This window comes from Roseicyclus persicicus (assembly GCF_012395815.1).
GTDB lineage: Bacteria > Pseudomonadota > Alphaproteobacteria > Rhodobacterales > Rhodobacteraceae > Roseicyclus > Roseicyclus persicicus.
Map to the genome: position 1 here is coordinate 762575 of NZ_JAAZQQ010000002.1, position 25046 is coordinate 787620.

Annotated in this window: 31 protein-coding genes; 19 read left to right on the plus strand and 12 right to left on the minus strand. The window is 72.5% G+C overall.

The genetic code is table 11. The annotated features are described in order from the left end of the window. Positions 1 to 18: 18 nt before the first annotated feature. From denD to HCU73_RS09185, 4 genes are all read left to right on the plus strand, one after another. On the plus strand, positions 19 to 999 hold the full coding sequence (denD, locus tag HCU73_RS09170) for a D-erythronate dehydrogenase (protein WP_168623103.1): 981 nt from the start codon (positions 19 to 21) through the stop codon (positions 997 to 999). A 115-nt stretch (positions 1000 to 1114) separates the two neighbouring features. Then, on the plus strand, positions 1115 to 1405 hold the full coding sequence (locus tag HCU73_RS09175; RefSeq protein ID WP_168623104.1) for a putative quinol monooxygenase: 291 nt from the start codon (positions 1115 to 1117) through the stop codon (positions 1403 to 1405). Next, the gene (locus tag HCU73_RS09180) at positions 1386 to 1793 is read left to right on the plus strand and encodes a cupin domain-containing protein (RefSeq protein ID WP_168623105.1); all 408 of its coding nucleotides are present in this window, start codon (positions 1386 to 1388) and stop codon (positions 1791 to 1793) included. Before HCU73_RS09175 ends, HCU73_RS09180 begins: the two co-directional genes overlap by 20 nt. After that, positions 1790 to 2845 (plus strand): Ldh family oxidoreductase, encoded by a 1056-nt coding sequence (locus tag HCU73_RS09185; RefSeq protein ID WP_168623106.1) that lies wholly within the window; start codon positions 1790 to 1792, stop codon positions 2843 to 2845. The genes HCU73_RS09180 and HCU73_RS09185 overlap by 4 nt, the downstream gene beginning before the upstream one ends. Before the next feature lies 1 nt (position 2846). On the opposite strand, the gene HCU73_RS09190 is transcribed toward HCU73_RS09185, so the two are convergent. From HCU73_RS09190 to HCU73_RS09220, 7 genes are all read right to left on the minus strand, one after another. Next, positions 2847 to 3263, minus strand: coding sequence for a VOC family protein (locus HCU73_RS09190; RefSeq protein ID WP_168623107.1), 417 nt, complete (start codon positions 3261 to 3263; stop codon positions 2847 to 2849). A gap of 55 nt (positions 3264 to 3318) precedes the next feature. After that, positions 3319 to 3987: an RraA family protein gene (locus HCU73_RS09195; RefSeq protein WP_168623108.1), complete on the minus strand. Its 669-nt coding sequence runs from the start codon at positions 3985 to 3987 to the stop codon at positions 3319 to 3321. Positions 3988 to 3996: 9 nt separating this feature from the next. Further along, positions 3997 to 5184 (minus strand): aminotransferase-like domain-containing protein, encoded by a 1188-nt coding sequence (locus tag HCU73_RS09200; protein WP_168623109.1) that lies wholly within the window; start codon positions 5182 to 5184, stop codon positions 3997 to 3999. Between the two features lie 63 nt (positions 5185 to 5247). Then, the gene (gene gloA2, locus HCU73_RS09205; protein WP_168623110.1) at positions 5248 to 5652 is read right to left on the minus strand and encodes an SMU1112c/YaeR family gloxylase I-like metalloprotein; all 405 of its coding nucleotides are present in this window, start codon (positions 5650 to 5652) and stop codon (positions 5248 to 5250) included. After that, on the minus strand, positions 5649 to 6359 hold the full coding sequence (locus HCU73_RS09210) for a ribonuclease activity regulator RraA (protein WP_168623111.1): 711 nt from the start codon (positions 6357 to 6359) through the stop codon (positions 5649 to 5651). Before HCU73_RS09210 ends, gloA2 begins: the two co-directional genes overlap by 4 nt. A 61-nt stretch (positions 6360 to 6420) precedes the next feature. Continuing rightward, the gene (locus HCU73_RS09215) at positions 6421 to 7269 is read right to left on the minus strand and encodes a bifunctional allantoicase/(S)-ureidoglycine aminohydrolase (protein WP_168623112.1); all 849 of its coding nucleotides are present in this window, start codon (positions 7267 to 7269) and stop codon (positions 6421 to 6423) included. A gap of 79 nt (positions 7270 to 7348) precedes the next feature. Continuing rightward, positions 7349 to 8239 (minus strand): helix-turn-helix domain-containing protein, encoded by an 891-nt coding sequence (locus HCU73_RS09220; protein WP_168623113.1) that lies wholly within the window; start codon positions 8237 to 8239, stop codon positions 7349 to 7351. Positions 8240 to 8332: 93 nt separating this feature from the next. Here HCU73_RS09220 and pobA point away from each other — a divergent pair, with 93 nt between their 5' ends. The 5 genes from pobA to HCU73_RS09245 are packed head-to-tail and all read left to right on the plus strand — an operon-like array spanning position 8333 to position 12548. Then, positions 8333 to 9502, plus strand: coding sequence for a 4-hydroxybenzoate 3-monooxygenase (gene pobA, locus HCU73_RS09225; protein WP_168623114.1), 1170 nt, complete (start codon positions 8333 to 8335; stop codon positions 9500 to 9502). A gap of 59 nt (positions 9503 to 9561) precedes the next feature. Beyond that, the gene (gene pcaC / locus HCU73_RS09230) at positions 9562 to 9942 is read left to right on the plus strand and encodes a 4-carboxymuconolactone decarboxylase (protein ID WP_168623115.1); all 381 of its coding nucleotides are present in this window, start codon (positions 9562 to 9564) and stop codon (positions 9940 to 9942) included. Next, the gene (gene pcaH / locus HCU73_RS09235) at positions 9939 to 10667 is read left to right on the plus strand and encodes a protocatechuate 3,4-dioxygenase subunit beta (RefSeq protein ID WP_168623116.1); all 729 of its coding nucleotides are present in this window, start codon (positions 9939 to 9941) and stop codon (positions 10665 to 10667) included. Before pcaC ends, pcaH begins: the two co-directional genes overlap by 4 nt. Positions 10668 to 10670: 3 nt before the next feature. Beyond that, a complete protein-coding gene (pcaG, locus tag HCU73_RS09240; RefSeq protein WP_168623117.1) occupies positions 10671 to 11270 on the plus strand; it encodes a protocatechuate 3,4-dioxygenase subunit alpha in 600 nt (199 codons plus the stop codon). 3 nt (positions 11271 to 11273) lie between these two features. Next, the gene (locus HCU73_RS09245) at positions 11274 to 12548 is read left to right on the plus strand and encodes an FAD-dependent monooxygenase (protein WP_168623118.1); all 1275 of its coding nucleotides are present in this window, start codon (positions 11274 to 11276) and stop codon (positions 12546 to 12548) included. Here HCU73_RS09245 and phnF read toward each other — a convergent pair. Continuing rightward, positions 12545 to 13261, minus strand: coding sequence for a phosphonate metabolism transcriptional regulator PhnF (phnF, locus tag HCU73_RS09250; protein ID WP_168623119.1), 717 nt, complete (start codon positions 13259 to 13261; stop codon positions 12545 to 12547). The genes HCU73_RS09245 and phnF overlap by 4 nt on opposite strands. A 97-nt stretch (positions 13262 to 13358) precedes the next feature. On the opposite strand from phnF, the gene phnG reads away from it, so the two are divergent. Genes phnG through HCU73_RS09265 form a run of 3 tightly spaced genes read left to right on the plus strand, consistent with a single transcriptional unit; the run spans position 13359 to position 15477 of the window. Continuing rightward, positions 13359 to 13811 (plus strand): phosphonate C-P lyase system protein PhnG, encoded by a 453-nt coding sequence (phnG, locus tag HCU73_RS09255; protein ID WP_168623120.1) that lies wholly within the window; start codon positions 13359 to 13361, stop codon positions 13809 to 13811. Positions 13812 to 13815: 4 nt separating this feature from the next. Next, positions 13816 to 14382 carry a phosphonate C-P lyase system protein PhnH gene (gene phnH / locus HCU73_RS09260; protein ID WP_168623121.1) on the plus strand — a complete coding sequence of 189 codons (567 nt, stop codon included), beginning with the start codon at positions 13816 to 13818 and terminating at the stop codon, positions 14380 to 14382. Between the two features lie 3 nt (positions 14383 to 14385). After that, positions 14386 to 15477 (plus strand): carbon-phosphorus lyase complex subunit, encoded by a 1092-nt coding sequence (locus tag HCU73_RS09265; protein ID WP_168623122.1) that lies wholly within the window; start codon positions 14386 to 14388, stop codon positions 15475 to 15477. A 2-nt stretch (positions 15478 to 15479) separates the two neighbouring features. Here the strand turns inward: HCU73_RS09265 and HCU73_RS09270 are convergent, their stop codons facing one another. Next, positions 15480 to 15830 carry a hypothetical protein gene (locus tag HCU73_RS09270; protein WP_168623123.1) on the minus strand — a complete coding sequence of 117 codons (351 nt, stop codon included), beginning with the start codon at positions 15828 to 15830 and terminating at the stop codon, positions 15480 to 15482. 34 nt (positions 15831 to 15864) lie between these two features. On the opposite strand from HCU73_RS09270, the gene HCU73_RS09275 reads away from it, so the two are divergent. The 4 genes from HCU73_RS09275 (at position 15865) to phnN (ending at position 18877) form a co-directional block, all read left to right on the plus strand. Beyond that, positions 15865 to 16701 (plus strand): alpha-D-ribose 1-methylphosphonate 5-phosphate C-P-lyase PhnJ, encoded by an 837-nt coding sequence (locus tag HCU73_RS09275; RefSeq protein ID WP_168623124.1) that lies wholly within the window; start codon positions 15865 to 15867, stop codon positions 16699 to 16701. Positions 16702 to 16879: 178 nt separating this feature from the next. Further along, positions 16880 to 17650, plus strand: coding sequence for a phosphonate C-P lyase system protein PhnK (gene phnK / locus HCU73_RS09280; protein WP_168623125.1), 771 nt, complete (start codon positions 16880 to 16882; stop codon positions 17648 to 17650). Positions 17651 to 17654: 4 nt separating this feature from the next. Further along, positions 17655 to 18335: a phosphonate C-P lyase system protein PhnL gene (gene phnL / locus HCU73_RS09285; protein ID WP_168623126.1), complete on the plus strand. Its 681-nt coding sequence runs from the start codon at positions 17655 to 17657 to the stop codon at positions 18333 to 18335. Further along, positions 18332 to 18877 carry a phosphonate metabolism protein/1,5-bisphosphokinase (PRPP-forming) PhnN gene (gene phnN, locus HCU73_RS09290; protein ID WP_168623127.1) on the plus strand — a complete coding sequence of 182 codons (546 nt, stop codon included), beginning with the start codon at positions 18332 to 18334 and terminating at the stop codon, positions 18875 to 18877. The genes phnL and phnN overlap by 4 nt, the downstream gene beginning before the upstream one ends. On the opposite strand, the gene HCU73_RS09295 is transcribed toward phnN, so the two are convergent. Further along, the gene (locus HCU73_RS09295) at positions 18859 to 19545 is read right to left on the minus strand and encodes a DUF1045 domain-containing protein (RefSeq protein WP_168623128.1); all 687 of its coding nucleotides are present in this window, start codon (positions 19543 to 19545) and stop codon (positions 18859 to 18861) included. The genes phnN and HCU73_RS09295 overlap by 19 nt on opposite strands. Positions 19546 to 19588: 43 nt before the next feature. Here HCU73_RS09295 and HCU73_RS09300 point away from each other — a divergent pair, with 43 nt between their 5' ends. Next, a complete protein-coding gene (locus HCU73_RS09300; protein WP_168623277.1) occupies positions 19589 to 20734 on the plus strand; it encodes an alpha-D-ribose 1-methylphosphonate 5-triphosphate diphosphatase in 1146 nt (381 codons plus the stop codon). 74 nt (positions 20735 to 20808) lie between these two features. On the opposite strand, the gene HCU73_RS09305 is transcribed toward HCU73_RS09300, so the two are convergent. Continuing rightward, positions 20809 to 21642: a sugar phosphate isomerase/epimerase family protein gene (locus HCU73_RS09305; RefSeq protein ID WP_168623129.1), complete on the minus strand. Its 834-nt coding sequence runs from the start codon at positions 21640 to 21642 to the stop codon at positions 20809 to 20811. Continuing rightward, entirely contained in the window at positions 21642 to 22793 is a 1152-nt protein-coding gene (locus HCU73_RS09310; RefSeq protein ID WP_168623130.1) for an alpha-D-ribose 1-methylphosphonate 5-triphosphate diphosphatase, read from the minus strand. The genes HCU73_RS09305 and HCU73_RS09310 overlap by 1 nt, the downstream gene beginning before the upstream one ends. Before the next feature lie 383 nt (positions 22794 to 23176). Between HCU73_RS09310 and phnD the strand changes: the two genes are divergently transcribed. Together phnD and phnC are read left to right on the plus strand one after the other, a co-directional pair. Then, entirely contained in the window at positions 23177 to 24097 is a 921-nt protein-coding gene (gene phnD / locus HCU73_RS09315) for a phosphonate ABC transporter substrate-binding protein (RefSeq protein WP_239025490.1), read from the plus strand. 136 nt (positions 24098 to 24233) lie between these two features. Next, positions 24234 to 25043: a phosphonate ABC transporter ATP-binding protein gene (gene phnC / locus HCU73_RS09320; RefSeq protein ID WP_168623132.1), complete on the plus strand. Its 810-nt coding sequence runs from the start codon at positions 24234 to 24236 to the stop codon at positions 25041 to 25043. Positions 25044 to 25046 lie beyond the last annotated feature (3 nt).

Here is a 25046-nt window from a genome sequence, read left to right on the forward strand (position 1 = left end):
CGGGGGAGGGGAACCGCCATGCATGTCCTGATCATCGGCGCCGGCGGCATGATCGGCGCGAAGCTGGCCGCGCGGATCGCGGGCGACGGCGCGCTGGCGGGCCGGGCGCTGACCCGCCTCGACCTCGTCGACATCGCCGCGCCGCCGGTGCCCGCGGGGGCCGGGGCGCTGGCGCAGTCGCAGGCCGCCGACCTGTCCGACGATGGCGTCGCCGCGGCGCTGGTCGCCCGGCGGCCCGACGTGATCTTTCACCTCGCCGCGGTGGTGTCGGGCGAGGCCGAGGCCGATTTCGAGAAGGGCTACCGCGTCAACCTCGACGCCACCCGCGCGCTGTTCGAGGCGATCCGCCACGCGCATCTGGCCGACGGCTACCGCCCCCGGCTGGTGTTCACCTCGTCGCTGGCCGTCTACGGCGCGCCGCTGCCGGACGTGATCCCCGACGATCACATCCGCGCACCGCGCACCAGCTACGGGGTGCAGAAGGCCATCGCCGAGCTGCTGATCGACGACTACACCCGGCGCGGCTTCATGGACGGCATCGGCCTGCGCCTGCCGACCATCGTGATCCGGCCGGGCCGGCCCAACGCGGCGGCCTCGGGGTTCTTTTCCGGCATCCTGCGCGAGCCGCTGGCGGGGCAGCGCAGCACGCTGCCCGTGCCCGAGACGACGCGGCACTGGCTGGCCAGCCCGCGCGCCGCGGTGGGGTTCCTGATCCACGCCGCGGGGCTGGATGGCGTGGCGGTGGGCCCGCGCCGGACGCTGACCATGCCGGGCGTCGCCTGCAGCGTCGGCGACCAGATCGCGGCGCTGGAGCGGGCGGCGGGGCCGCAGGCCGTGGCGCTGATCGACCATGCGCCGGACCCCGCCATCGCGGCGATCATCGACAACTGGCCCCGCGCCTTCGACCCCGCCGCGGCCCGCGCGCTGGGCTTCACCGCCGAGACCACGGTGGACGAGCTGATCGCCGTCTACCGCGCCGACGACGCGCCGCGGGGCTGACGGGCGTCGGCGGCCGGAGGTTTCTTGTAGAAGAGTTCCGGTCGCCGGCACGGGGCATGGACAGGCGCGGGAGCCGCGCCTACTCCTGTGCCGGGGACAAGGAGGAGGGGCGCGCATGTATGTCGTCACAGTATCGCTCACCGCCGTCGCGGGCCGCGCCGCGGAGTTGCGCGCCGTGCTGGCCGAGAACGCCGCGCGGTCGGTCGCGGACGAACCCGGCTGCCGCCGCTTCGACGTCTGCGAGACCGAAGGCGCGCCCGGCCGCTTCTTCCTCTACGAGCTTTACGATGACCGCGCGGCCTTCGACTCGCATCTGGCCACGCCCCATTACGCCGTGTTCCGCGACCGGTCCGCGGCGCTGGTGCAGGACAAGGAGGTGCAGACCCATGTCCTCGACCCCCGGTAGCGCGATCCGGCGCGAGGCCGATCGCCCCCGCATCGCGCGCGGCGGCGGGGCCTCGACCGTGCAGATGATCACGCCCGACACCGGCGCGGCGGCGCTGTTGAACGGCTTCACCGACATCCCGCCCGGCGGCGGCATCCCCCTCCACCTGCACAATTGCGAGGAAAGCGTGCTGATCGTGGCGGGCGAGGCGCTGGTCGAGATCGAGGGCGAGACCCGCCGCGCCGGCCCCTCCGACGTGGTCTGGGTGGCGGCGGGGCTGAGGCACCGCTTTTCCAACCCGTCCCCCGACACGCCCCTGCGCATCTTCTGGACCTACGCCTCGGCCGAGGCGACGCGCACGCTGGTCGAGACGGGCGAGGTGCTGCGCATCGCGCCGGTGCCGGAATGACCGCCGCGGGCGTCCGGGTGGACGCAGGCGCTTTGAGGGCCTTCGCGGCGGACTGCTATGCCGCGCTGGGCCTTGCGCCCGATCCCGCGGCGCTGCTGGCCGACACGCTGGTGCAGGCGGATCTCTGGGGGCACCCGTCGCACGGGGTGATGCGGCTGTTCTGGTACGGCAAGCGGCTGGAGACGGGCGCCATGTCCGGCACCGCCGCGCCCGTGACCGAGGCCGAACCGGGCGCGCTCAGCCTGATCGACGGGCAGGACGGCGTGGGGCAGGTGGTGACGCGGGCCGCGATGGAGCAGGCGATCCGCGCCGCGAAACGGCACGGGATCGGCGCGGTCGCCGTGCGCAACTCGGGTCATTTCGGGACCGCGATGTATTTCACCCGCATGGCGGCCGAGGCGGGCTGCATCGGGTTCCTGTCGACCAACGCCTCGCCCGCCATGGCGCCCTGGGGCGGGCGGGAAAAGCGGATCGGGAACAACCCGTTTTCCTGGGCCGCGCCGGCGGGGCGGCACGCGCCGATGATGGTCGACATGGCCAACACGGCCGTGGCCCGCGGCAAGCTCTACGTCGCGCAGGCCCGCGGCGAGGCGATCCCCGAGGGCTGGGCGATGGACGCCGACGGCCGGATCACGACCGACCCCGCGGCGGGCATCGCGGGGACGATCCTGCCGATGGCCGGGCACAAGGGCTATGCGATCACGGTGGCGATGGAGGTGCTGTCGGGCCTGTTGTCGGGCAGCGCCTTCGCCCCCGACGTGGTCGGCCCCTACAAGCCCGAGGGCCGGTCGGGCGCGGGGCATTTCGCCATGGCCATCGACATCGCGCGGCTGCGCCCGCTGGCGGAATTCGAGGCCGACATGGAGGCGCTCATCGCCACCCTGAAATCCGCCCCCCGTGCGCCGGGCGTGGCCGAGATCTTCTACCCCGGCGAGATGGAGGCCCGCGCCGACGCCGCCGCCCGCGCCGGGGGGCTGATCCTGCCGCGCGACGTGGCGGCCGAACTGGCCGCTGGGGCGGCCCGGCTGGGGGTCACGCCGCCCTTCGCGTAGGTCACGCCACCTGCTGGTGGACCTCGATCACGTTCCCCTCGGGGTCGTGGAAGAACACCTGGTGCCATTCCTTGGCGAAGGCCGTGCCGTAGTCCGAATAGGGGATACCGCGCGCGTCCAGCATCGCCTTGAAGCCGTCGATGTCGTCGGTGCGGAACGCGATGTGGCCGCGCTCCACCGGGTTGATGACCGCGCCGTTGCGGAAGGCGACGGTCAGGTCCTTCTCGGCCAGGTGCATCTGCATCCTGCCGTCGGTGGCGAAGCGGATCGTGCCGCCGAAGCCCTTGCCGTCCTTGACCTCGGGCCGGGGAAAGCTGGCGATGGGGATGTCGTCGAGGCCCAGCACCTCGGTGTAGAAGCGGTGCAGCCGCTCCACGTCCTCGGCGACGTAGTTGATGTGGTGGAACTCGAGCTTCATCGGCGGGCCTCCCTGCGGGGTCGGGCTCAAGGCTTGGCGCGGCGGGGCGGGCGGGTCAACCGCGGGCGGGCGGGGCGAGGCCGAAGACCGCCGCCGCGCTTTCCCCGGCGGCGAGGCGGCGCTCCCACTCCGTCTCCTTCCCGGCCTTCGCCTGCACCGGCCCGAGCCCGTCCCGGACCGTCGCGGGCGGCAGGCAGACGAGGCCGTCGTCGTCGCCAAGGATCAGGTCGCCCGGCGCCACGGTCACGCCGCCGACCGTCACCTTTGCGTTCAGCGTGCCGCCCGCCGCGCCCGTGGGCCCGCGCGGTGTGACGTGGCGGGCGAAGACGGCGAAATCCTCCCATCCGGCCAGCGTGCCCACGTCGCGCACGGCACCATCAAGCACGATCCCCGCCACGCCCCTCCGGCGCAGGTGGCCCGACAGGATCTCGCCGATCATCGCGGTGACGGCGTCGCCGCCGGCGTCCACCACCAGCACGTCGCCCGGCCCCGCCACGTCGAGCGCGTATAGCATCGCGCCGAAATCGGGCGGGCTGACCTGCACCGTGACCGCGCGGCCAAACAGCCGCGGCTGCTGCCCCGCCGGGCGCAGGGGCCGGATCGCGGGGTCGATCTGCCGCGCGCCCGGGGCGCAGTCGACAGCGAGCGCCACGGGCACCTCGCGCCAGGGCGCAAGGGCGGCGTCGGGCAGGGGGGCGGGGGCGGGGTGGAGCGTCACGGACATGGGCGGGCCTTACATCTGCGCCTTCAGCGCGGCGCCGAGGGCGGCGATACCCGCCTCGATCCGCGCCTCGGACTGGGCGGAATAGTTGAAGCGGGCGTGGTTCGGCCGCTCGGTCACCGGGAAGAAGCTGCCGCCCGGCACGTAGGCGACCCGCGCCTTCGGCAGGGCCACGTCGCGCATGAAGGCGGTGGCGTCGAAGCCTTCGGGGAAACTGGCCCATGTGAACAGCCCGCCCTCGGGGTCGGTCACGGCCACATCCTGCGGGAAATGCCGGCGGATGGCGTCCAGCATCACGTCCTTCTTGCGGCGGTAGGCGGCGCGCAGCAGGTCGATGTGGGCGGACAGGTCGTGGCGGTCGAGGAACAGGCTGGCGGCGGCCATGTTCAGGGTCGAGGTCTGGGTGTCGGCGGCCAGCTTCAGGAGTTTCATCTTGTGCAGGAGCGCCGGGGACGCCACCGCCCAGCCCACCCGCAGCCCCGGCACCAGCACCTTGGAGAAGGAGCCGAGGTGGATCACGCGGCCCTGCGTGTCGAGCGACTTCAGCGTGGGCAGATGGTCGCCCTCGAAGCGGATCTGGCGGTAGGGCGTGTCCTCCAGCACCACGAGGTCGTGGGCGTTGGCCATCTCGATCAGCCGCTTGCGGCGGGCGAGCGACAGGGTCACGCCGGTCGGGTTCTGGAACTCGGGCACCGTGTAGATCATCTTGGCCCGGGGCGTGCGGGCCAGCACCTCGGCCAGCACGTCCATGCGCATCCCCTCGGCATCCATCGGGATCGCGGCATAGGCCGGTTCGCAGGGGTCGAAGGCGATGCGCGCGCCGAGGAAGGTGGGATCCTCGGTCACGATCACGTCGCCCGGGTCGACCATCATCTTGGCCGCGAAATCGAGGCCCTGCTGGCTGCCCTGCAGGATCAGCACGTCGTCGGCCCCGCAGGGCGTGCCGTCCGCGGTCATCAGGGCGGCGACCTGTTCCTTCAGCCGCGGCAGCCCGTCCGAGGGTGCGTATTGCATCGACAGGCCGCCCGGCGCGCGGATCACCTCGGAGAACACCGCCTCCAGCGCCGCGGCGGGGAACAGGGTGGGGTCGGGGTAGCCGCCACCGAAGGAGATGATCCCGGGGTCGGCCCCCAGCGCCAGCAACTCGCCGATGGCGTTGGGCTGGACCCGGTCCATGCGGGCGGCGAAGCGTGGGGTCATCGGGGGGCCTCCGGTGTCGGTCGGGCCCAGAGGATACCGCCACGCGGCCGGGCGCAAGGGGGGCTAGCCGGCCTCGTAGAGCTCCAGCGGCAAGCCGTCGGGGTCGCGGAAGAAGGTGAAGGCGCGCCCGGTGTGGGGGTCGATGCGGACCGGCTCCACCGCCACGCCCTGCGCCTCCAGCCACGCCTTGGTCGCGGCCACGTCGGCCACCGTGAAGGCGAGGTGCCGCAGACCCTGCGCCTCGGGCGTGGTGGGGCGCGGCGGCGGATCGGGGAAGGAGAACAGCTCGACCTGCCCGCCGTCCGGCAGGCCGAGGTCGAGCTTCCAGCTGTCCCGCTCGGCGCGGTGGTTTTCCGCGATCACGCGCAGCCCCAGCACCTCCGTGTAGAAGGCGCGGGACCGCGCATAGTCGGAACAGATGATCGCCGCGTGGTGGATCCCCCGCAGGATCGGCGCGCCGTGGCTCACAACCCCTGCGACGCCTTCCACGCCTCGTAGCGGGCCTTGGTCTCGGCGTTCATCGGGTAGAGGCCGGGCAGTTCCACGCCGCGGTCGACCTCGGTCATGATCCAGGCCTCCATCCGCTCCTGCTCGGGGGCCTCGGCCAGCACCTCGTCGAGGAAGGCCGCCGGGATCAGCACCGCGCCGTCGTCATCGACCACGATCACGTCGTCGGGGAAGACGGCCACGCCGCCGCAGGCGATGGGCTCCTGCCAGCCGACGAAGGTCAGGCCCGCGACCGACGGCGGCGCCGCGATGCCGCGCGACCAGACCGGCAGGCCGGTGCCGAGCACGCCCGCCGCGTCCCGCACCACCCCGTCGGTGATCAGGGCCGCGACCTTCCGCTGCACCATGCGGTTGCACAGGATGTCGCCGAAGATGCCGGCGTCTGTGATGCCCATGGCGTCGGCCACTGCGATGCAGCCCTCGGGCATCGCCTCGATCGCGGCCCGGGTCGAGATCGGCGAACCCCAGCTGGCGGGCGTGGCCAGATCCTCGCGCGCGGGCACGAAGCGCAGGGTGAAGGCGCGGCCGACCAGCCGCGGCTGGCCCTCGCGGATCGGCATGGCGCCGCGGATCCAGACGTTGCGCAGGCCCTTCTTGAGCAGGATCGTGGTCAGCGTGGCGGTCGAGACGCCCTTGAGCGTCTCGATGGTGGTGGCGTCGAGTGTCATCAATGTCCCCTCTGGTGGTATGGTGCGGGCCTCGCCCGGCCCGGTGTGATCGGAGCGCGCGTCAGCCGAAGCCGCCGGGCAGCTCGGCGTGGCGGTTCACGTCCTTGTAGAGCAGGTAGCGGAACCGCCACGGCCCGCCGGCGTAGCAGGCCTGCGGGCAGAAGGCGCGCAGCCACATGAAATCCCCGGCCTCGACCTCGACCCAGTCCTTGTTGAGCCGGTAGACGGCCTTGCCCTCGAGCACGTAGAGCCCGTGTTCCATCACGTGGGTCTCGGCAAAGGGGATGCAGGCGCCCGGCTCGAAGGTCACGATGTTGACGTGCATGTCGTGGCGCAGGTCGGACGGGTCGACGAAGCGCGTGGTGGCCCAGCGCCCGTCCGTGCCCGGCATCGCCACGGGGGCGACGCGGGTCTCGTTGGTGAAGAACGCCTCGGGCGCGTCCAGCCCCGGCACCGCCCGGTAGCGTTTGCGCACCCAGTGCAGCGTCGCGGGTGCGTCCCCGGCGTTGCGGATCGTCCAGCCGCTGCCCGCGGGCAGGTAGGCGTAGCCGCCGGGCTCCAGCGCGTGGTCGGCGCCGTCCAGCGTCACCACGACCGCCCCCGCGGTCACGAACAGCACGCCCTGCGCCCCGGCGTCGGGTTCCGGCGCGTCCGAGCCGCCGCCGGGGGCGATCTCGAGGATGTATTGCGAGAAGGTCTCGGCAAAGCCGGTCAAAGGCCGGGCGAGGATCCAGGCGCGGGTGTCGCGCCAGAAGGGGAAGTAGCTGGTGACGATGTCGCGCATCACGCCCTTGGGGATCACCGCGTAGGCCTCGGTGAACACGGCGCGGTCGGTCATCACCTGGGTCTGCGGCGGCAGGCCGCCGATGGGGCCCTGGTAGACGCGGGCGGGGTGGGGCGTGTCGGTCATGGGCGGGGTCCGTCTGTCGGGCGCGGGCGACTCTGCCGCGCGGGCGCGGCGGCGACGATGGCGCAAAAGCCGGGCGGCGTCACGGGGGCGGCGGCGGATTTTCTTCCGGCCGTGCCGGCGCGCCGCGGCCCTCGAGCGTGCGGCGGTACTCGGTCGGTGACAGGCCCCGCGCGGCGCGGAACCGCTTGGAGAAATGCGACGGGTCGTCGAAGCCCAGCCGGTAGCCGATCCCGGCGGCGGGCAGGGTGGTGAAGGCAAGCAGGCGGCAGGCCTCCTCCATCACCGCCTGCTCGATGTAGGCCTTGGCCCCGACGCCGCGGGCGGCCCGGCAGAGCCGGCTCAGGTGCCCGGTCGAGACCGACAGGGCGGCGGCGTAATCCGCCGCCTGCCAGCCCTCGGCCATCTGCGCCGCGATCAGCGCGTCGAGCCGCGCCAGCCGCGGGTCGGCCGCCGCGCCGGGGCCGCCGCCCTCGGCCGTCTCGGCCAGCCGCGCCAGCAGCGCCTGCGCCAGCCCCAGCACGGCCTGTGCGCGAAATCTACCCGTGTCGCCGAAGCTGTCGGACAGGAGCCGCACCAGCTGCACCAGCCTGTCGTCCGCCGCCCCGTGGCGTGGCCGGGCCAGCGCGGCGGCCAGTCCCGGCGCCCCGGGCGCGGCCGAGGCCAGCACCGCCCGGGTCAGCGTCACCACATGCCCCGTGCTGCCGGGGCGAAACCCGTAGCCATGCACCACTCCCGGCGGCACGTAGAGAAAGGCGCCAGCCCCAAGGTCGAGCGCCGCGCCGTCCAGCATGGCCGCCGCCGCGCCGGTCTCGATCAGCAACAGCTGCGCCAGCTGCCCGTGCCGGTGCGGCGCGATGGTCCAGCCCAGCGCCGGGGCGCGGTCGGCGATGCGTTCGACGTGCAGGATGTCGGGAAAGGGCGCGGTTTCCCCGAACAGGGTGAAGACGGGGATGGGCGCGGCCTCGGTCATGTCCGATTCCTACCAGTGCCGGCCGGTGCCGTCCATTCGGTCCGCGCCCGCCCGCGCCTAGGATGCACACAAGCCCCGGGGGAGGACGGAGCCTTGAAGACCGACATCGTGATCATCGGCGGCGGGCCCTCGGGCCTTTTGCTGTCGCAGCTCCTGAACCGGGCGGGCGTCGCCACGGTGGTGCTGGAACGCGCAAGCCGCGCCCATGTGCTGTCTCGGATCCGGGCGGGCGTGCTGGAGGCCGGCACCGTGCGGATGCTGCGCGAGGCGGGCGCGGGCGACCGGATGGACCGCGAGGGCATCCCGCACGACGGCTGCATCTTCAGCGACGACGACCTGATGGTCCGCGTCGATTTCCGCGACCTGACCGGCACCGGCGTCATGGTCTACGGCCAGACCGAGGTGACCGCCGACCTCTACGCTGCGCAGGACGCCATGGGCGCCACGATCCTGCACGAGGTGGCCGACGTGGCGATACACGACGCCGACACCGACGCGCCCTACGTCACCTTCACACAGGACGGCGCCCCGCGGCGCATCGACTGCGCCTACATCGCGGGCTGCGACGGCTTCCACGGGGTCAGCCGCAAGACGATCCCGGCCGACAAGCGGCAGGAGTTCGAGCGCGTCTACCCCTTCGGCTGGCTCGGCCTTTTGTCCCGCACCCCGCCCGCGCACGCGGAACTGATCTATGCCAATTCGCGCAACGGCTTCGCGCTCGCCTCCATGCGCAACCCGATGCTCAGCCGCTACTACGTGCAGGTGCCCCTGACCGAGCGGGTCGAGGACTGGCCCGACGACCGTTTCTGGGACAAGCTGAAATCCTGCCTGCCCGCCGAGGTGGCCGCCACCCTCGTCACCGGCCCGTCGGTCGAGAAATCCATCGCGCCGCTCCGCTCCTTCGTCTGCGAACCGCTGCGCTGGGGCCGTCTGTTCCTCGTCGGCGACGCCGCCCACATCGTGCCGCCCACGGGCGCCAAGGGCCTGAACCTCGCCGTCTCCGACGTCTACTACCTGCACGAGGCGCTGATCGCCGCGATCCGCCGGGGCGACACCGCCGGGATCGACGCCTATTCCGCCCGCGCGCTGGCCCGGATCTGGAAGGCGATGCGGTTTTCCTGGTCCATGACCATGATGCTGCACCGCTTCGACGGCGAGGACAGCTTTGCCGCGCAGATGCGCAAGGCGACGCTCCTGCACCTGTCGCAGTCCGAGACCGCGCGCCGAGATCTCGCGGAGAACTACATCGGCCTGCCGTTCTGACGGCGGGCATTTCCCGGCGCGGCGGACCGTGCCACAAGGGGAGAAGGGGAGGAGTTGCGATGACAGACCGCCACGCGAAGGGCATGGAGGTGCGCCGCGCCGTTCTGGGCGACGCCCATGTCGACCGCGCCGAGGCCGCCAAGACCGACCTCGACGCGCCGTTTCAGCAGATGATCACCGAAACCGCCTGGGGCACCGTCTGGGCGTCCGAGGCGCTGACCCGGCGGGAACGCTCGATGCTGACGCTGGCGCTGCTCGCGGGCCTCGGCAACGAGGAGGAGCTGGCGCTGCACCTGCGCGCCACCGCCCGCACCGGCGCCACGCAGCGCGACGTGATGGAGGTGTTCCAGCACGTCGCCATCTACGCCGGCGTGCCGCGGGCCAACAGCGCGATCCGCATCGCCAAGCGCATCTTCGCCGAAGGGGAGGGCGCGGCATGACCGGCACCGGCCGCCTGATGCCCCGCCGGCGCGAGGTCCACCCCGTCGCCAGCGACCCCGACTACAAGACCTCGGTCAGCCGCGCGCCGACCTGGCCGCTCCTGTCGATGGAATCGACCCCGTCCGAGGAAACCGGCCCCCGCTTCGGCCATTCCCTGATCGGGCCGCTCGACAACAACCTGATCCTGAACTTCACCCAGGGTCAGGCGCCGGCTGTGGGCGAACGCATCCGCGTCCATGGCCGGGTGCTGGACGAGACCGGCCGCCCGGTGCCCCACACCCTGGTCGAGATCTGGCAGGCCAATGCCGGCGGGCGCTACCGGCACGTCAAGGACACCTACTTCGCGCCGCTCGACCCGAATTTCGGCGGCTGCGGGCGGACGCTGACGGATGGCGAGGGCCGCTACGAGTTCCTCACCATCCGCCCCGGCGCCTACCCCTGGCCTAACCGGGCCAATGACTGGCGGCCGATGCACATCCATTTTTCCGTATTCGGCCACGCCTTCGGCCAGCGCCTGATCACCCAGATGTATTTCGAGGGCGACCCGCTGATCGCCCGCTGCCCCATCGCCGCGACGGTCAGGGACCGGTCCCAGCTCGACCGGCTGGTGGCGCCGCTCGACCTGCAGAATTCCCGCCCGATGGACTACCTCGCCTACAAGTTCGACATCGTCCTGCGCGGCCGCCGGCAGACGATGTTCGAGAACAAGCCGCAAGGGATGTGAGCCATGGTGCAACCGATTGACCTGCTTGTGGAAACCGCCAGCCAGACGGCGGGGCCCTACGTCCATATCGGCTGCATCCCCAGCTTCGCGGGGTTGGCCGGTGTCTACCCCGAGGACCTTGGCCTGTCACCCATAGCGGAGGGGGCGCAGGGCGAGATCGTCACCATCACCGGCGCGGTCCATGACGGCATGGGCTGGGCGATGCGCGACGCGATGCTGGAAAGCTGGCAGGCCGACGCCCAGGGCCGCTATCCCGGCACGCCCGGCGCCGACCCGCATGTGTCGGGCTTTTGCCGCTTCGCCGCCGACAAGGACACGGGCGAGTTCACGCTGCGCACCGTGCGGCCCGGCGCGGTCGCGCTGCCAGACGGGCGGCGGATGGCGCCGCACATCTCGCTCTGGATCGTGGCGCGCGGCATCAACATCGGGCTGCAGACGCGGATCTACTTCGAGGACGAGGACAATTCCGCCGACCCGCTGCTCGCCCGGATCGAACAGCGCCCGCGCGTCGAGACGCTGATCGCGAAGAAGACGGGCGAGGGCCGGTTCCGCTTCGACATCCGCCTGCAGGGCGCGGGCGAGACCGTGTTCCTCGACCTCTGAGCCGTGACCGGGCCGGTTCTCATCGCGGGCGGCGGCATCGGCGGGCTGGCGCTGGCGCTGACCCTGCACCAGGTCGGCGTGCCGGTGCGGGTGTTCGAGGCCGCGCGCGAGATGCGGCCGCTGGGCGTGGGCGTGAACCTGCAGCCGAACGCGGTGCGGGAGTTGTATGACCTTGGCCTCGGGGCGGATGTCCTCGACCGCGTCGGCGTGCCGGTGCGGGAATGGGCGCTGGTGGGCCTGAACGGGCGCGAGGTCTATGCCGAGCCGCGCGGCACCTTCGCCGGCTACGACTGGCCGCAATACGCGGTGCACCGGGGCGCGTTCCACATGGCGCTGTACGACGCCGTGCGGGACCGGCTGGGGCCCGGGGCGGTGACGCTGGGGGCGCGGGCCACGGGCTATGCGCAGACGGCGGACAGCGTCACGCTGCGGCTTGCCCATGCTGACGGCGCGGTGTCGGAGGTGCAGGGCGCGCTGCTGATCGGGGCGGACGGCATCCATTCGGCGCTCAGGGCGCAGATGCACCCGGACGACCCCGGGGTGCAATGGGGCGGCGGGATCATGTGGCGCGGCACGGTCCGGGCGAATCCGCTGCGCACCGGGTCGTCCTTCGTCGGCCTCGGGACGCACCGGCAGCGCATGGTGATCTACCCGATTTCGGCGCCGGATGCCGACGGCATGGCGCTGATCAACTGGATCGCCGAGGTGACGGTGGACCCCGCCCACGGCTGGCAGCAGGAGGGCTGGTTCCGCCCCGTGGCCGTGGCCGATTTCGTGCATCATTTCGACGGGTTCCGCTACGACTGGCTGGACGTGCCGGCGATGCTGGAGGGTGCCGAGGCGGCCTGGGAGAACCCGATGATCGACCGGGAGCCGCTGCCGACATGGGTGCAGGGGCGCCTGGCGCTGATGGGCGATGCGGCGCACGCGATGTATCCCACGGGCTCGAACGGCGCGAGCCAGGCCATCGTCGATGCCCGGACGCTCGGCGCGATGCTTCTCGCCCACGGCGTCACCCCGGCGGCGCTGGCCGCCTATGACGACAGGCTCTGCGCCCCTGTTTCGGCGCTCCAACTCCGCAACCGGGGCGCGGGGCCCTTTGGCCTGCTGACGCTTCTGAACGACCGCTGCGGCGGCGTGTTCGACGACATCGACGCCGTGATCCCGCCCGAGGAACGCGCGGCCTTCATGGCCGGCTACAAGGCCGCCGCCGGCTTCGCCAAGGACACGCTCAACGCCGCGCCCCCCACGATCCCGCCCGGCGCGCGGGTCGGCTAGAGCCCCTCGGGCCCCAGCGTCAGCGCCACCCGCTCGCCCGCGAACCAGCTGCGCCCGAATTCCACCGGCCGTCCCTCCGCATCGACGTTCACCGCCACCGTCCGCAGGATCGCCGCGCCCGCGGGCAGCTGCAGCTGCGCGGCCAGCGTCGGCGTGGCGGGCTTGGCGGTGATCTCGGTCGTGGCGCGGGTGTAGTCGGCCACGCCCTGCGCCCCCAGCGCCGCGGTGACGGAGGGGTGGGCCCGCAGCGCCGCCAGCATTCCCGGCAGGCGGTCGGCCGGGAACACCGAGCGGAACAGCGCGATCGGCGCGCCGTCGGCGAGGCTGAGGCCCTCGTAGACATGCACCGCCGCGCCGGGGGGCAGGGCGAGGGCGGCCGCCTCCTCGGCGTCGGCGGCGCGGGTGTCCAGCATCAGGATGCGCTTCTCCGGCACGCGGCCGGCGGCCAGCAGGTTCTGGTGGAACCGCACCCGGCGGCCCAGCGGGTAGGCGGTGGGCCGGTGCCGCACGTAGACGCCCGCGCCACGGCGGGCGTGGACGGTGCCGGCCGCGGCGAGGTCGGCCAGCGCGCGCCGCACCGTGTGGCGGTTCACGCCGAAACGGTCGGCCAGCTGCGCCTCTGTCGGCAGCCGGTCGCCGGGGGCGTAGTGGCCGCGCGCGATCTCGGCCGAGATCTGGTCGCGGATCGAGGTCCAGAGGGGGCTGCGGCCCATGGCTGTCACCGAAGTTTCACGAGGGCAGGCTTGAACCGACTCGGGCCCTGTGCGATGGAGTTTGTATAGTTGTATAATAATTGGACAACTTGCCAAGATGTCTGCGCAAGATCCCCTAGAGGCCCGCAAGGCCCGCCTCTCGACGCTGGCCCGCGCGCCGGCCGACCGGCTGCTGGCGCTTTGGCGGGCCCATGCGCCCGAGCCGCCCGCGCACCGGCTGTTGCGCGCGCCCGAGATCGGCACGGTGATGGTGCGCGGCCGGGCGGGGGCCACGGGCGCGCCCTTCAACCTTGGCGAGATGACGGTGACGCGCTGTTCGGTGCGGCTGGCCTCGGGCGCGGTGGGCCACGGCCATGTGCAGGGGCGCGACAAGGCGGCGGCGCTGGCGGCGGCGCTGATCGACGCGCTGGCCGAGGACGGGCAGGGGGAAGCGGTCGAGGCCGCGATCCTTGCGCCCCTGCGCGCCGAGGACGCGGCGCGCAAGGCCGCGCGGGCGGCAAGGGCCGCGGCGACGAAGGTCGAGTTCTTCACCATGGTCCGGGGGGAATAGCGCGATGGACGTGACCCATCTGGAGGGCGGTTTCGCCGACCCCGCCCGCGACGCGGCCCATGCCTTCCGCGCCGCGTTGCAGGCGATGGCGCGGCCGGGGCGGATCGAGGTCGTGGCGGGGGTCCAGCCGCCCGCGCCCTGTTCGGTGGCCGCCGGCGCGCTGATCCTGACGCTCTGCGACACCACCACGCCGCTGTTTCTCGCGCCGTCCCATGACGACCCCGCCTTGCGCGGTTGGATCACCTTCCACACCGGCGCGCCGCTGGTGGGGGCTGCGGAGGCGATGTTCGCGCTGGGCACCTGGGCCGCGCTGCAGCCCGTCACCCGCTTCGCCATCGGCACGGCGGAATACCCCGACCGCTCGGCCACACTGATCGTGGAGGTGGACGTCTTGACGAACGAGGGCGCCACCCTCACCGGCCCCGGCATTAAGACCGAGGCGCGCCTGTCGCTGCCCGAGACGGAGGCGTTCCGGCAGAACCGCCGCCGCTTTCCCCTCGGCTTCGACAGCTATTTCACCTGCGGCGACCGGCTGGCCGGCCTGCCGCGCAGCACGCAGGCGGAGGGCTAGGCCATGTATGTCGCGGTCAAGGGCGGCGAGCGCGCCATCGACAACGCCCACGCCTGGCTGGCCGAGGAACGGCGGGGCGATCCGTCCGTCGCGGAGCTGTCGCTGCCGCAGATCCGCGAACAGCTGGCGTTGGCCGTGAACCGCGTGATGGCCGAGGGCTCGCTTTACGACCCCGACCTCGCGGCGCTGGCGATCAAGCAGGCGCGTGGCGACCTGATCGAGGCGGTGTTCCTGATCCGCGCCTACCGTACCACGCTGCCCCGCTTCGGCGCCTCGCACCCCGTCGACACCGGCGCCATGGCCTGCGACCGGCGCATCAGTGCCACCTTCAAGGACCTGCCCGGCGGCCAGATCCTCGGGCCGACCTTCGACTATACCCACCGGCTGCTCGACTTCGCGCTGGCGGCCGAGGGGCTGGACCCGCCGGCGGCCCCGCAGGCCGAGGCGTCGGCCGCCCCGGTGCCCCATGTCACCGGCTTCCTCGCGGCCGAGGACCTGATCCAGCCCGAGCCCGAGGGCCCGGCCACGCCCCGCGACCTGACCCGCGAGCCGCTGGATTTCCCCGCCGACCGGCCCCTGCGCCTGCAGGCCCTGACCCGTGGGGACGAGGGCTTCGTCCTGTCGATGGCCTATTCCACCCAGCGCGGCTACGGGCGCAACCACCCCTTCGTGGGCGAACTCAGGATCGGGACGGTGGCGGTCGAGATGGACATCCCCGAGCTGGGCTTTGCCATCGAGATCGGCGAGGTGATGCTGACCGAATGCGAGACGGTGAACCAGTTCACCGGCTCGAAGACCGAGCCGCCGCAGTTCACCCGCGGCTATGGCCTCGTCTTCGGGCAGACCGAGCGCAAGGCGATCTCCATGGCGCTGGTCGACCGGGCGCTGCGCTGGGAGGAGCTGGGCGAGGACAATGTCGGCGCGCCGGCGCAGGACGCGGAATTCGTGCTGTACCACGCCGACAACGTGCAGGCGACGGGGTTCCTCGAACACATCAAGCTGCCGCATTACGTGGATTTCCAGTCCGAGCTGGAGCTGGTCCGGCGGCTCAGGGCCGAGGCGATGGGCGCGGCGCAGAGGGAGGCAGCGGAATGAGCCTAGTCGCCGCCATCCCCGTCGCCGTCGCCGTCCCCATCCCAGTCGTCGCGCGGGTCGCGGGTGGAGCGGCGCTCGGTCCCGTCCATCTCGATCCACACGTAGACGGACAGCCCGCCCTCCTGCTCGACCCGGAGGCTCCGCCGCCGGCGCAGGGCAAGCCAGCTGGCGCGGATCGCGAACAGGCCGAACACCGGGACGAGGATCGCCAGCGCCCGTTCCCAATCGGCCAGCTCGGACAGGGTGCCGAGGATCAGCGCCGTGCTGACCACGGTCCAGAGGATGGCGAAGATCAGCGCGTACATGGCGGGCGGTCCGGGGCTGCGGGACGTGGCGCGGGTCTGGGCGATCAATCCGGCATCATGATGGCGATTTCGCGGGGATGACATGAGCGGCACGGACTACAACTTCGCCTATCTCGACGAGCAGACCAAGCGGATGATCCGCCGCGCGATCCTGAAGGGGGTGGCGGTGCCGGGCTACCAGGTGCCCTTTGCCAGCCGCGAGATGCCGATGCCCTATGGCTGGGGCACCGGCGGCGTGCAGGTGACGGCGGCCTGCCTGGTGCCCGAGGACCGGCTGAAGGTGATCGACCAGGGCGCCGACGACACCACCAACGCGGTGTCGATCCGCAAGTTCTTCCAGAAGACGGCGGGCGTGGCGGTGACGGAGCGGACGGCCGAGGCCACCGTGATCCAGACCCGCCACCGCATCCCCGAATTGCCGCTGACCGAGGACCAGATCCTCGTGTACCAGGTGCCGATCCCCGAACCCCTGCGGTTCCTCGAACCCTCCGAGGTCGAGACCCGCAAGATGCACGCGCTGGAGGACTACGGGCTGATGCACGTGAAGCTCTACGAGGACATCGCGCGGCATGGCGAGATAGCCACCGCCTATGCCTACCCGGTGAAGGTGGAGGGGCGCTACGTGATGGACCCCTCGCCGATCCCGAAGTTCGACAACCCGAAGCTCGAGTCGGCGGCGTTGCAGCTGTTCGGGGCGGGGCGGGAGCAGCGGATCTACGCGGTGCCGCCCTATACCCGGGTAGTGAGCCTCGATTTCGAGGATCACCCCTTCGACCCGTCGAAGGCGGCGCACCCCTGCGCGCTGTGCGGGGCGGAGGACAGCTATCTCGACGAGGTGATCGTGGACGACGCGGGGGGGCGGATGTTCGTCTGTTCCGACACGGATTACTGCGCCGGGCGGCGGGAGGCAGCGGCATGAGCGGGGGCGAAAAACGCGCGTTTTTCGCGCCGGAAATCCCGGGATTTCCGGGTCGGAAAACTGCAGTTTTCCGGTCCGTTTTGCTGCAGCAAAACGGCGCCCTTTCCGGGGCGGGGTGCGGGGTCGGCGATGTCGCTCCCGAAGGGCGCATTTGGAGAAAGATGAAGGGGAGGGGCGCATGACGCCGCTGCTCGAGGTGCGGGGCCTGACCAAGGCCTATGGCGGGCGGATCGGCTGTGCCGAGGTGTCCTTCACCCTCTGGCCCGGCGAGGTGCTGGGGATCGTGGGCGAAAGCGGGTCGGGCAAGTCGACGCTGCTCAACTGCCTTGCGGGGCACCTGGCGCCGGATGCGGGCCAAGTGATCTTCGACACGCGGGGTGAGGGGCCGCGCGACGTGCTGGCGATGACCGAGCCCGAGCGGCGGATGCTGGGCCGGACCGACTGGGCCTTCGTGCACCAGAACCCGCGCGACGGGTTGCGGATGCGGATTTCCGCGGGTGGCAACGTGGGCGAGCGGCTGATGGCGGTGGGCGCGCGGCATTACGGGGAGATCCGGGCGCAGGCCGCCGACTGGCTGGCGCGGGTGGAGATCGCCGAGGGGCGGATCGACGACCGGCCGAGCGCCTTCTCGGGGGGGATGCAGCAGCGGCTGCAGATCGCGCGCAACCTGGTGACGGGGCCGCGGCTGGTGTTCATGGACGAGCCCACGGGGGGCCTCGACGTGAGCGTGCAGGCCCGGCTTCTCGACCTGATCAGGGGGCTGGTGCGGCGGATGGGGCTGTCGGCCATCGTGGTGACGCACGACCTGGCCGTGGTGCGGCTGCTGGCGGATCGGCTGATGGTGATGAAGGACGGCCGCGTGATCGAGACCGGGCTGACCGACCAGGTGCTGGACGACCCGCAGGCGCCCTATACGCAGCTGCTCGTCAGCTCCGTCTTGCAGGCGTAAGCCCATGATCCACGTGGAAAACCTGGCCAAGTCCTTCACCCTGCACACGCAGGGCAGCGCGGTCATCCCCGTGATCGCGGGCGCGGGCTTTACCGTCGCGCCCGGCGAGTGCGTGGCCCTGACGGGCGAGAGCGGGGCGGGGAAATCCACCGTCCTGCGCATCCTCTACGGCAACTACCTGGCGCAGGGCGGGTCGGTGCGGATCGGGGGGGTGGACATCACCCGCGCCGAGCCGCGGGAGATCCTGCGGCTGCGGCGCGAGACGCTGGGCTACGTGAGCCAGTTCCTGCGCGTGGTGCCGCGGGTGCCGACGCTGGAGGTTGTGGCCGAGCCCCTGCTGGCGCTGGGCCGGCCCGAGGCGGAGGCGCTGGACCGCGCGCGGGAACTGCTGGCGCGGTTGCGCATCCCCGAGCGGCTCTGGTCGCTGTCGCCCACCACCTTTTCGGGCGGCGAGCAGCAGCGGGTGAACATCGCGCGCGGGTTCGCCCATGCCTATCCGGCGCTGCTGCTGGACGAGCCGACGGCCAGCCTCGATGCCGTGAACCGCGAGACGGTGCTGGAGCTGATCGAGGAGGCGAAGGCGGGCGGGGCCGCCATCGTCGGCATCTTCCATGACCTTGCCGCGCGGGCGCGGGTCGCGGACCGGGAGGTGGACGTGTCGGCCTTCACCCCGGGGGCGGCATGAGCACCGGGCGCCTCATCGCGGTGGTGGGCCCGTCCGGCGTGGGCAAGGACAGCGTGATGGAGGCGCTTGTCGCCGCGCGCCCCGATCTTGTCCGGGTGCGCCGGGTGATCACGCGGGCGGCGGATGCGGGCGGCGAGGAGTTCGAGGGGATCAGCCCCGCGCTGTTCGCGGCGCGCGCGGCGGGGGGCGATTTCGCGCTGCACTGGCAGGCGCACGGGCTGTTCTACGGCATCCCGCGCGAGGTGCACGATGTGCTGGGCCGCGGGCAGGATGCGCTGGCCAACCTGTCGCGGGCGATGCTGGGCCGCGCGGCGCGGGTGTTCCCGGAGCTGCATGTGCTGCACATCACCGCCCGGCCCGAGGTGCTGGCGGCGCGGCTGGCGGGGCGCGGCCGCGAGGGGCGGGCCGAGATCGCGCGGCGGCTGGCGCGGCCCGCGCCGGCGTTCCCCGAGGGGCTGCGCGTGACCGAGATCGACAATTCCGGGCGGCTGGACGAGGCCGTCGCCGCGGCGCTGGCGGCGCTCTATCCCGCGAGGGTGTAGCGGTGGACGAGGTGGAACATCCCCGCGTCGTCCTCGCCCATCAGGCAGAGGCTGTCGATGGCGAAGGGCGCGGGCAGGACCGGGGCGAGATGGGCGGCGAGGGCGTCGCGGGCGGCCTCGGCCTGGTCCTGCGGGAGGGAGCCGGTGAGGGTCATGTGGAAGCGGAATTCCTCCATCACGTAAGGATAGCCCCAGCGGGCGAGCAGCGCCTCCTGCCGGTCGGTGAGGCGGGCCTTGCGGCGGCGGGCGAGCTCGGCCTCGGTCGGGGGCGCGCGGAAGGGGTCGAGGGCCGCGACGGTCGCGGCGGCAAGCGCGGCGAGATCGAGCGCGGGCGCGTCGGGGACCACGGCGACGAAGGATCCGAGGCGGCGGACGGCGAGGCGGGAGACCGTGACCGGCGGCCGCGTGGCGCAGAAGGCGCGGGCCGCGGCGTCGAGCGCGGCCGCCGTGGCGCCGGGGGCCAGCCGGAAGGGTGGCTTGACGGTGCCGTGAAAGCCGTATTTGCGGGGGGTGGCGGTCAGCCGCGAGGGCGCGTCCGGCAGGCCGGGCAGGTCGGGCTGCGCGACCGCGGTTCCGGCCACGCTGTCCCAGCCGAGCCAGTCCGCGCCCGCGCGGTAGAGCGCGCCGCCGGGCACCACGTAGAGACCGTATCGTGCGAAGCCGTCCATTCCGTTCCTTTCAGAGCCGCCCATGCCCCGTGACCATGCCCCGATGCCCGAGACGCTGACCCTTGCCAATGCCCGGCTCATCCTGCCGGGCGGCGAGATGACGGGCCGCGTGACGCTGCGCGGCGGCGAGATCGTGGAGGTCGCGGGCGGCAGCGCGGTGCCCGCGGGCGCGGTCGATTGCGGCGGCGACCTCGTGGCGCCGGGGCTGGTGGAGCTGCACACCGACAACCTGGAGCGGCACATCCGGCCGCGGCCATCCGCGCACTGGCCGCACAAGCCCGCGATCGTGGCCCATGACGCGGAGCTGGCGGCCTGCGGGATCACCACCGTCTTCGACGCGATCCGGGTGGGGTCGATCGAGGGCAAGGGGGGCGTCGGCTGGTCGCGCTATGCGCGCGATCTCGCCGACGAGCTGCTGGCGATGCGGGCGGCCGGGGCGCTGAAGATCAGCCACCACATCCATTTGCGGGCGGAGATCTGCTCGCACACGCTGGTGGAGGAGCTGGCGCAGTTCGGGCCCGAGGACCGGGTCGGCATCCTGAGCCTGATGGACCATACGCCGGGCCAGCGGCAGTTCGCCGACATCGGGCAGTACGCGACCTACATGAAGGGCAAGCACGGGCTGTCGGAGGAGGTGTTCCAGGAGCATGTGCGGACCCGGGTAGCGCTGGGCGCGGCGGTGCGCGATGCCCACGAGGCGGCGGCGGTGGAGGCGGCGCAGCGGCTTGGCGCCGTGCTGGCGAGCCACGACGACACCGAGGTCGCGCATGTGGTGCGGTCGGCGGCGCATGGCATCGCGCTGGCCGAGTTCCCGACCACGGTGGAGGCCGCGCGGGCGTGCCGGAGCCACGGCATCGCGGTGATGATGGGGGCGCCGAACCTGGTGCGGGGCGGGTCGCATTCGGGCAATGTCTCGGCGATGGCGCTGGCGGGCGAGGGCCTCCTCGACGTTGTCTCGTCGGATTACGTGCCCGCGGCGCTGCTTTATGCCGCCGTGCTGCTGGGGGAGCTCTGGGGCGACATGGCCTGCGCCATGGCGACGGTCACCGCCGCGCCGGCAAGGGCGGCCGGGCTGGTGGACCGCGGCGTGATCGCCGAGGGGATGCGGGCCGACGTGATCCGGTTCCGTCTGGTGGACGGCGTGCCGGTGCTGCGCGGGGTCTGGGCGGCGGGGGCGCGGGTCGCCTGAGCCACGTCTCGCGCGCGCGCGGGCGGTGCCCCCGAAGGGCGTATTTGGGGAAAGATGAAGGGGCAAGGGCGGGCTCAGCAGGCGAGCCCCTCGCGGGTCAGGTATGTCATGGCCGCGGGGATATCGGCGGCGTCGCGCAGTTCCAGCACGAGGTGCGGGCGCTGGGGCAGCGCGGCGATGGCGCGGAACACCGCGTGCCAGTTCACCGTGCCGCGGCCGGGCGGCCAGTGGCGGTCGGCGAAGCCGTCGGCGTCCTGCAGGTGGACATGGGCGAGCATGGCGCCCGCGTCGGTCACGAAATAGTCGACGGGCGGCGCGCCGGTGGCGTGGTGGGCGTAATGCGCGTGGCCGGTGTCGATGGACAGGCGGACGGCGTCGGAGGCGAAGCTGGCGGCGAGGTCGCGGCGGTAGGCGGGGTCGATGTCCTCGATGTTCTCGATGACAAGGGTGACGCCCTCGGCCTCGGCCAGCGCCACGGCGTCGCGCAGCAGCGCCTGGGTGCGGGCGATCTTGCGTTCGCGGTCGGAGGGCGCGTTGCCGCGGCGGGGGTGGTCGCCGAAGTTGAACCAGTCCCAGGTGGTGAAGGGGGAGTGGACGACCATCTGCGTCGCGCCGAGGGCGGCGGCGGCCTCGACCGCCGTGCGGTAACGGCGGGAGACGATCGGCGCGATCTCGGGGTCGGCGGTGTCGAGGGGGAGGTCGTAGAAGGGGCCGTGGATGCCGAGCCGGCCCTCGAAGCCGTCGAGCTGGCGGCGCGCCTCGGCCACCAGGCCGCGCCAGTCGCCGAGCAGCACCTCGGGGCGGAAGAAATCCTGGATCTCGAGGTCGCGCTGCGCCTCGATCAGCCAGTCGCGGTACGTGGGAAGATGCGAGACCATCAGGGCCGCGCCGATCTTGAGGGGCAGCATCAGAACACCTGTCTCCCTTCGCGCCAGACCGCCTGCACCACCGGCTGTCCGTCGATGAGGCGCACCGCGGCGAGGTCGGCGCGCAGAGCTTCGTCGATCCGCCCGCGGTCGTCGAGCCCCGTCATGCGGGCGGGCGCCCCGGTGACGAGGGTGAGCGCGGCGGGCAGGTCGATGGGCAGGGCGGGGTCTGCGGCGAGGCGGAAGGCGGCGTCGAGGGGCGAGCGAGGGACATAGTCGGAGGCGAGCGCGTCGACGAGGCCGTGGGCGAGAAGCTCGGCCACCGAGACGTTGCCCGACTGCGAGCCGCCGCGCAGGTAGTTCGGCGCGCCGGCGACGATGGAGAGGCCGGCCGCGCGGGCGCGGCGGGCGGCGGCCAGCGTGGTGGGGAACTCGGAGATCGCGCAGCCCTCGGCGCGGGCGAGGTCGACATGGGCCGCGGTCCGGTCGTCATGGCTCATCAGCGGGATCGCGGCGGCGCGGGCGGCGGCGGCGACATGGGCGCGCACCGCGGCGCCGCGGCTGCGGGAGCGCTCGAACAGGTCGTCCATCATCGCGCGCCCCGTGGCCTCGTCCACCTCCATCTCGTGGATCATGTGGCGGAACCATTGCCCGATGTCGGGGCTCTGCCGGTCGCCGGGCGTGTGGTCCATGACCGAGACGAGGCGGGTCAGCGGATGGCCGATGGCGGCATCGACCAGCGCGACCGTCGCGGGGTCGGACACCTCGCAGCGCAGGTGCACCAGGTGCTCGGCCCGGAAGGCGCCGGCGGCCTGACCCTCGGCCAGCGCGGCCATCAGCGGCCCGAGGATCTCGCGGCGCTCGGGCCGTTTCATCGAGGCGCCGACCGAGAGCGAATCGAACACCGTGGTGGTGCCGCCCGAGATCACCACCGCGTCATGGGCCAGCAGCGCCGGCAGGCAGGGCCAGGTCACCGACAGGCGCGGATGGGTGTGGCGCTCGACGTGGTCGGTGTGCAGGTCGACGATGCCGGGGATCAGGAAGGCGCCGCGCAGGTCGATCCCGTCGCGGGCGCGGCCCAGCCCCGCGATACGGCCGCCCTCGATGGTCAGTGACCCCTCGACGATGCCGCGGGGCGTCACGATGCGGGCGTGGCTGAGCGTGAGCGCGGGGGGCAGCTGCGCGTCGAACATGGGTCTCTCCCTGGCGGTGACGCCTCTCAACGCGAGCAGTGTAACAGGGCGATGGCGCGGCGGTGATGCTTTGGTGACGGCGCGGGGCCGCCGGCGCCGCGATTCGCCACCCCCGGGCGAGGTCGGCCGCGGCGGTGCAGCCCTTGGGCGTGTTTTTTTTCGACAGATCCGCCGGTTGTCGGGTCAGGGACAGCGCCGCGGCGGCGTCGGTGCGCGGGGTGCGGGGAGGGTTTCCGAGGCGGCCGAACGGCTTGGCCCCCTGTCATCAACTCTTCACCGGCCCGTTACCGACCCATCACGCAAGCCGCCTAGGCCTGCGGTCGATCGGGGCGGCGCGGTTGCGTCGCTCCGCGGTCATCGACGCCTCTGACAGGATTGCCATGATGTTCAAGACGACCCTTGCCGCCCTTGCCCTGGGCGCGACCGCCCTCACCTCCACCGCGGCCCTCGCGCAGGACTGGCGCAGCGAGCTGCCCGTGCTCCGCGTCGGCCTGCTCGGCGGCGAGAACGACGCCGACCGCCTGCGCGACAACGCCTGCCTCGAGGAAGACCTCGAGGCCCTGCTGGGCATCCCGGTCGACCTGTTCCCGGCGCCCGACTACGCCGGCGTCATGCAGGGCCTGCTGGCCGACCAGCTCGACTATGCGCAGCTGGGTGCCTCGGCCTATGCCGGCATCTACCTGCAGGACCCCGAGGCGGTCGAGCCGCTGTTCGTGTCCGCCGAATCGGACGGGTCCACCGGCTACTTCGCGGTGATGTACACCCGCGCCGACAGCGGCATCGCCTCGCTCGAGGACATGGCCGGCCGCAGCCTCGCCTTCGCCGACCCGAACTCGACCTCGGGCTACCTGGTGCCGCAGGCCGAGCTGACCCGGCAGGGCATCGACATCGGCAGCTACTTCTCCGAGACCGGCTTCGGCGGCGGCCACGAGCAGGCCGTGGTCGCGGTGCTGAACGGCCAGTACGACGCCGGCGTGACCTGGGTGTCGGGCGTCGGCGATCCGGCCGAGGGCTACACCCGCGGCAACCTGCGCTCGATGATCGACAACGGGCTGCTGAACATGGCCGACCTGCGGATCATCTGGCAGTCGAGCCAGATCCCGAACGGCCCGATCGTGGTGCGCCAGGGCATCCCCGAGGAGGCCCGCACCATCATCGTCGACTACCTCGACTCGCTGCTGCAGGACGACCCGGCCTGCTACTACGCGGTAACCGCGGGCGAGGGGCAGGGCTTCGTCGCCGTCGACCACAGCTTCTTCGAGCCGGTGGTCGAGATGCGCCGGATGCAGACCGAGAGCCGCTGATCCGGGGCCACGCCACGGCGGGCGGGGCCGGTCCACGACCGGCCCCGATCCCGCAGCCGGGGCCCGGCCGCGCGCCGAGGGGAGGGCGCGGCGCCAGACGGGGCCCACCGACCACCGCACACAGGGGACGCGATCCATGCTGAGACTCGACAAGCTGACCCGCCGTTTCGGCGACACCACCGCCGTCCATGCCGCCAGCCTCGACATCCCCGACGGCCAGATGGTCGGCATCATCGGGCGCTCGGGCGCGGGCAAGTCCACGCTCCTGCGGCTGCTCAACCGCCTCGTCGATCCCTCCGAGGGGCATATCACCTACGGCGACACCGATGTCGCCGCGCTCAAGGGGCGCGAGCTCCGGGCCTGGCGCTCGGATTGCGCCATGATCTTCCAGCAGTTCAACCTGGTCGGCCGGCTCGACGTGCTGACCAACGTGCTGACCGGGCGGCTGCACGAGATGCCGCCGTGGCGCGCGATGGCGCAGGTCTTCACCCCGCGCGAGCGCGCCTTCGCGATCCGGGCGCTCGACCGTCTGGGCATGGCGCACACCGCGCTGCAGCGCGCCGAGACCCTGTCGGGCGGCCAACAGCAGCGCGTCGCCATCGCCCGCGCGCTGGTGCAGGAGCCGAGGATCCTGCTCGCCGACGAGCCGATCGCCTCGCTCGACCCGCTGAACGCGCGCATCGTCATGGACGCGCTGCGCGACATCAACCGCCGCGACGGGATCACGGTGATCTGCAACCTGCACACCCTCGACACCGCGCGGCAGTATTGCGACCGGATCATCGGGATGCAGGCCGGGCGCATCGTGTTCGACGGCACCCCCGACCTGCTGACCACGCAGATGGCGCGCGAGATCTACGGCGCCGAGGCCGACGCCGCCTTCGACGAGACCGCGACCTCGACCGCGCTCGCCCCGTCCGCGGCGCGCCAGCGCGTCCCCGCCTGATGG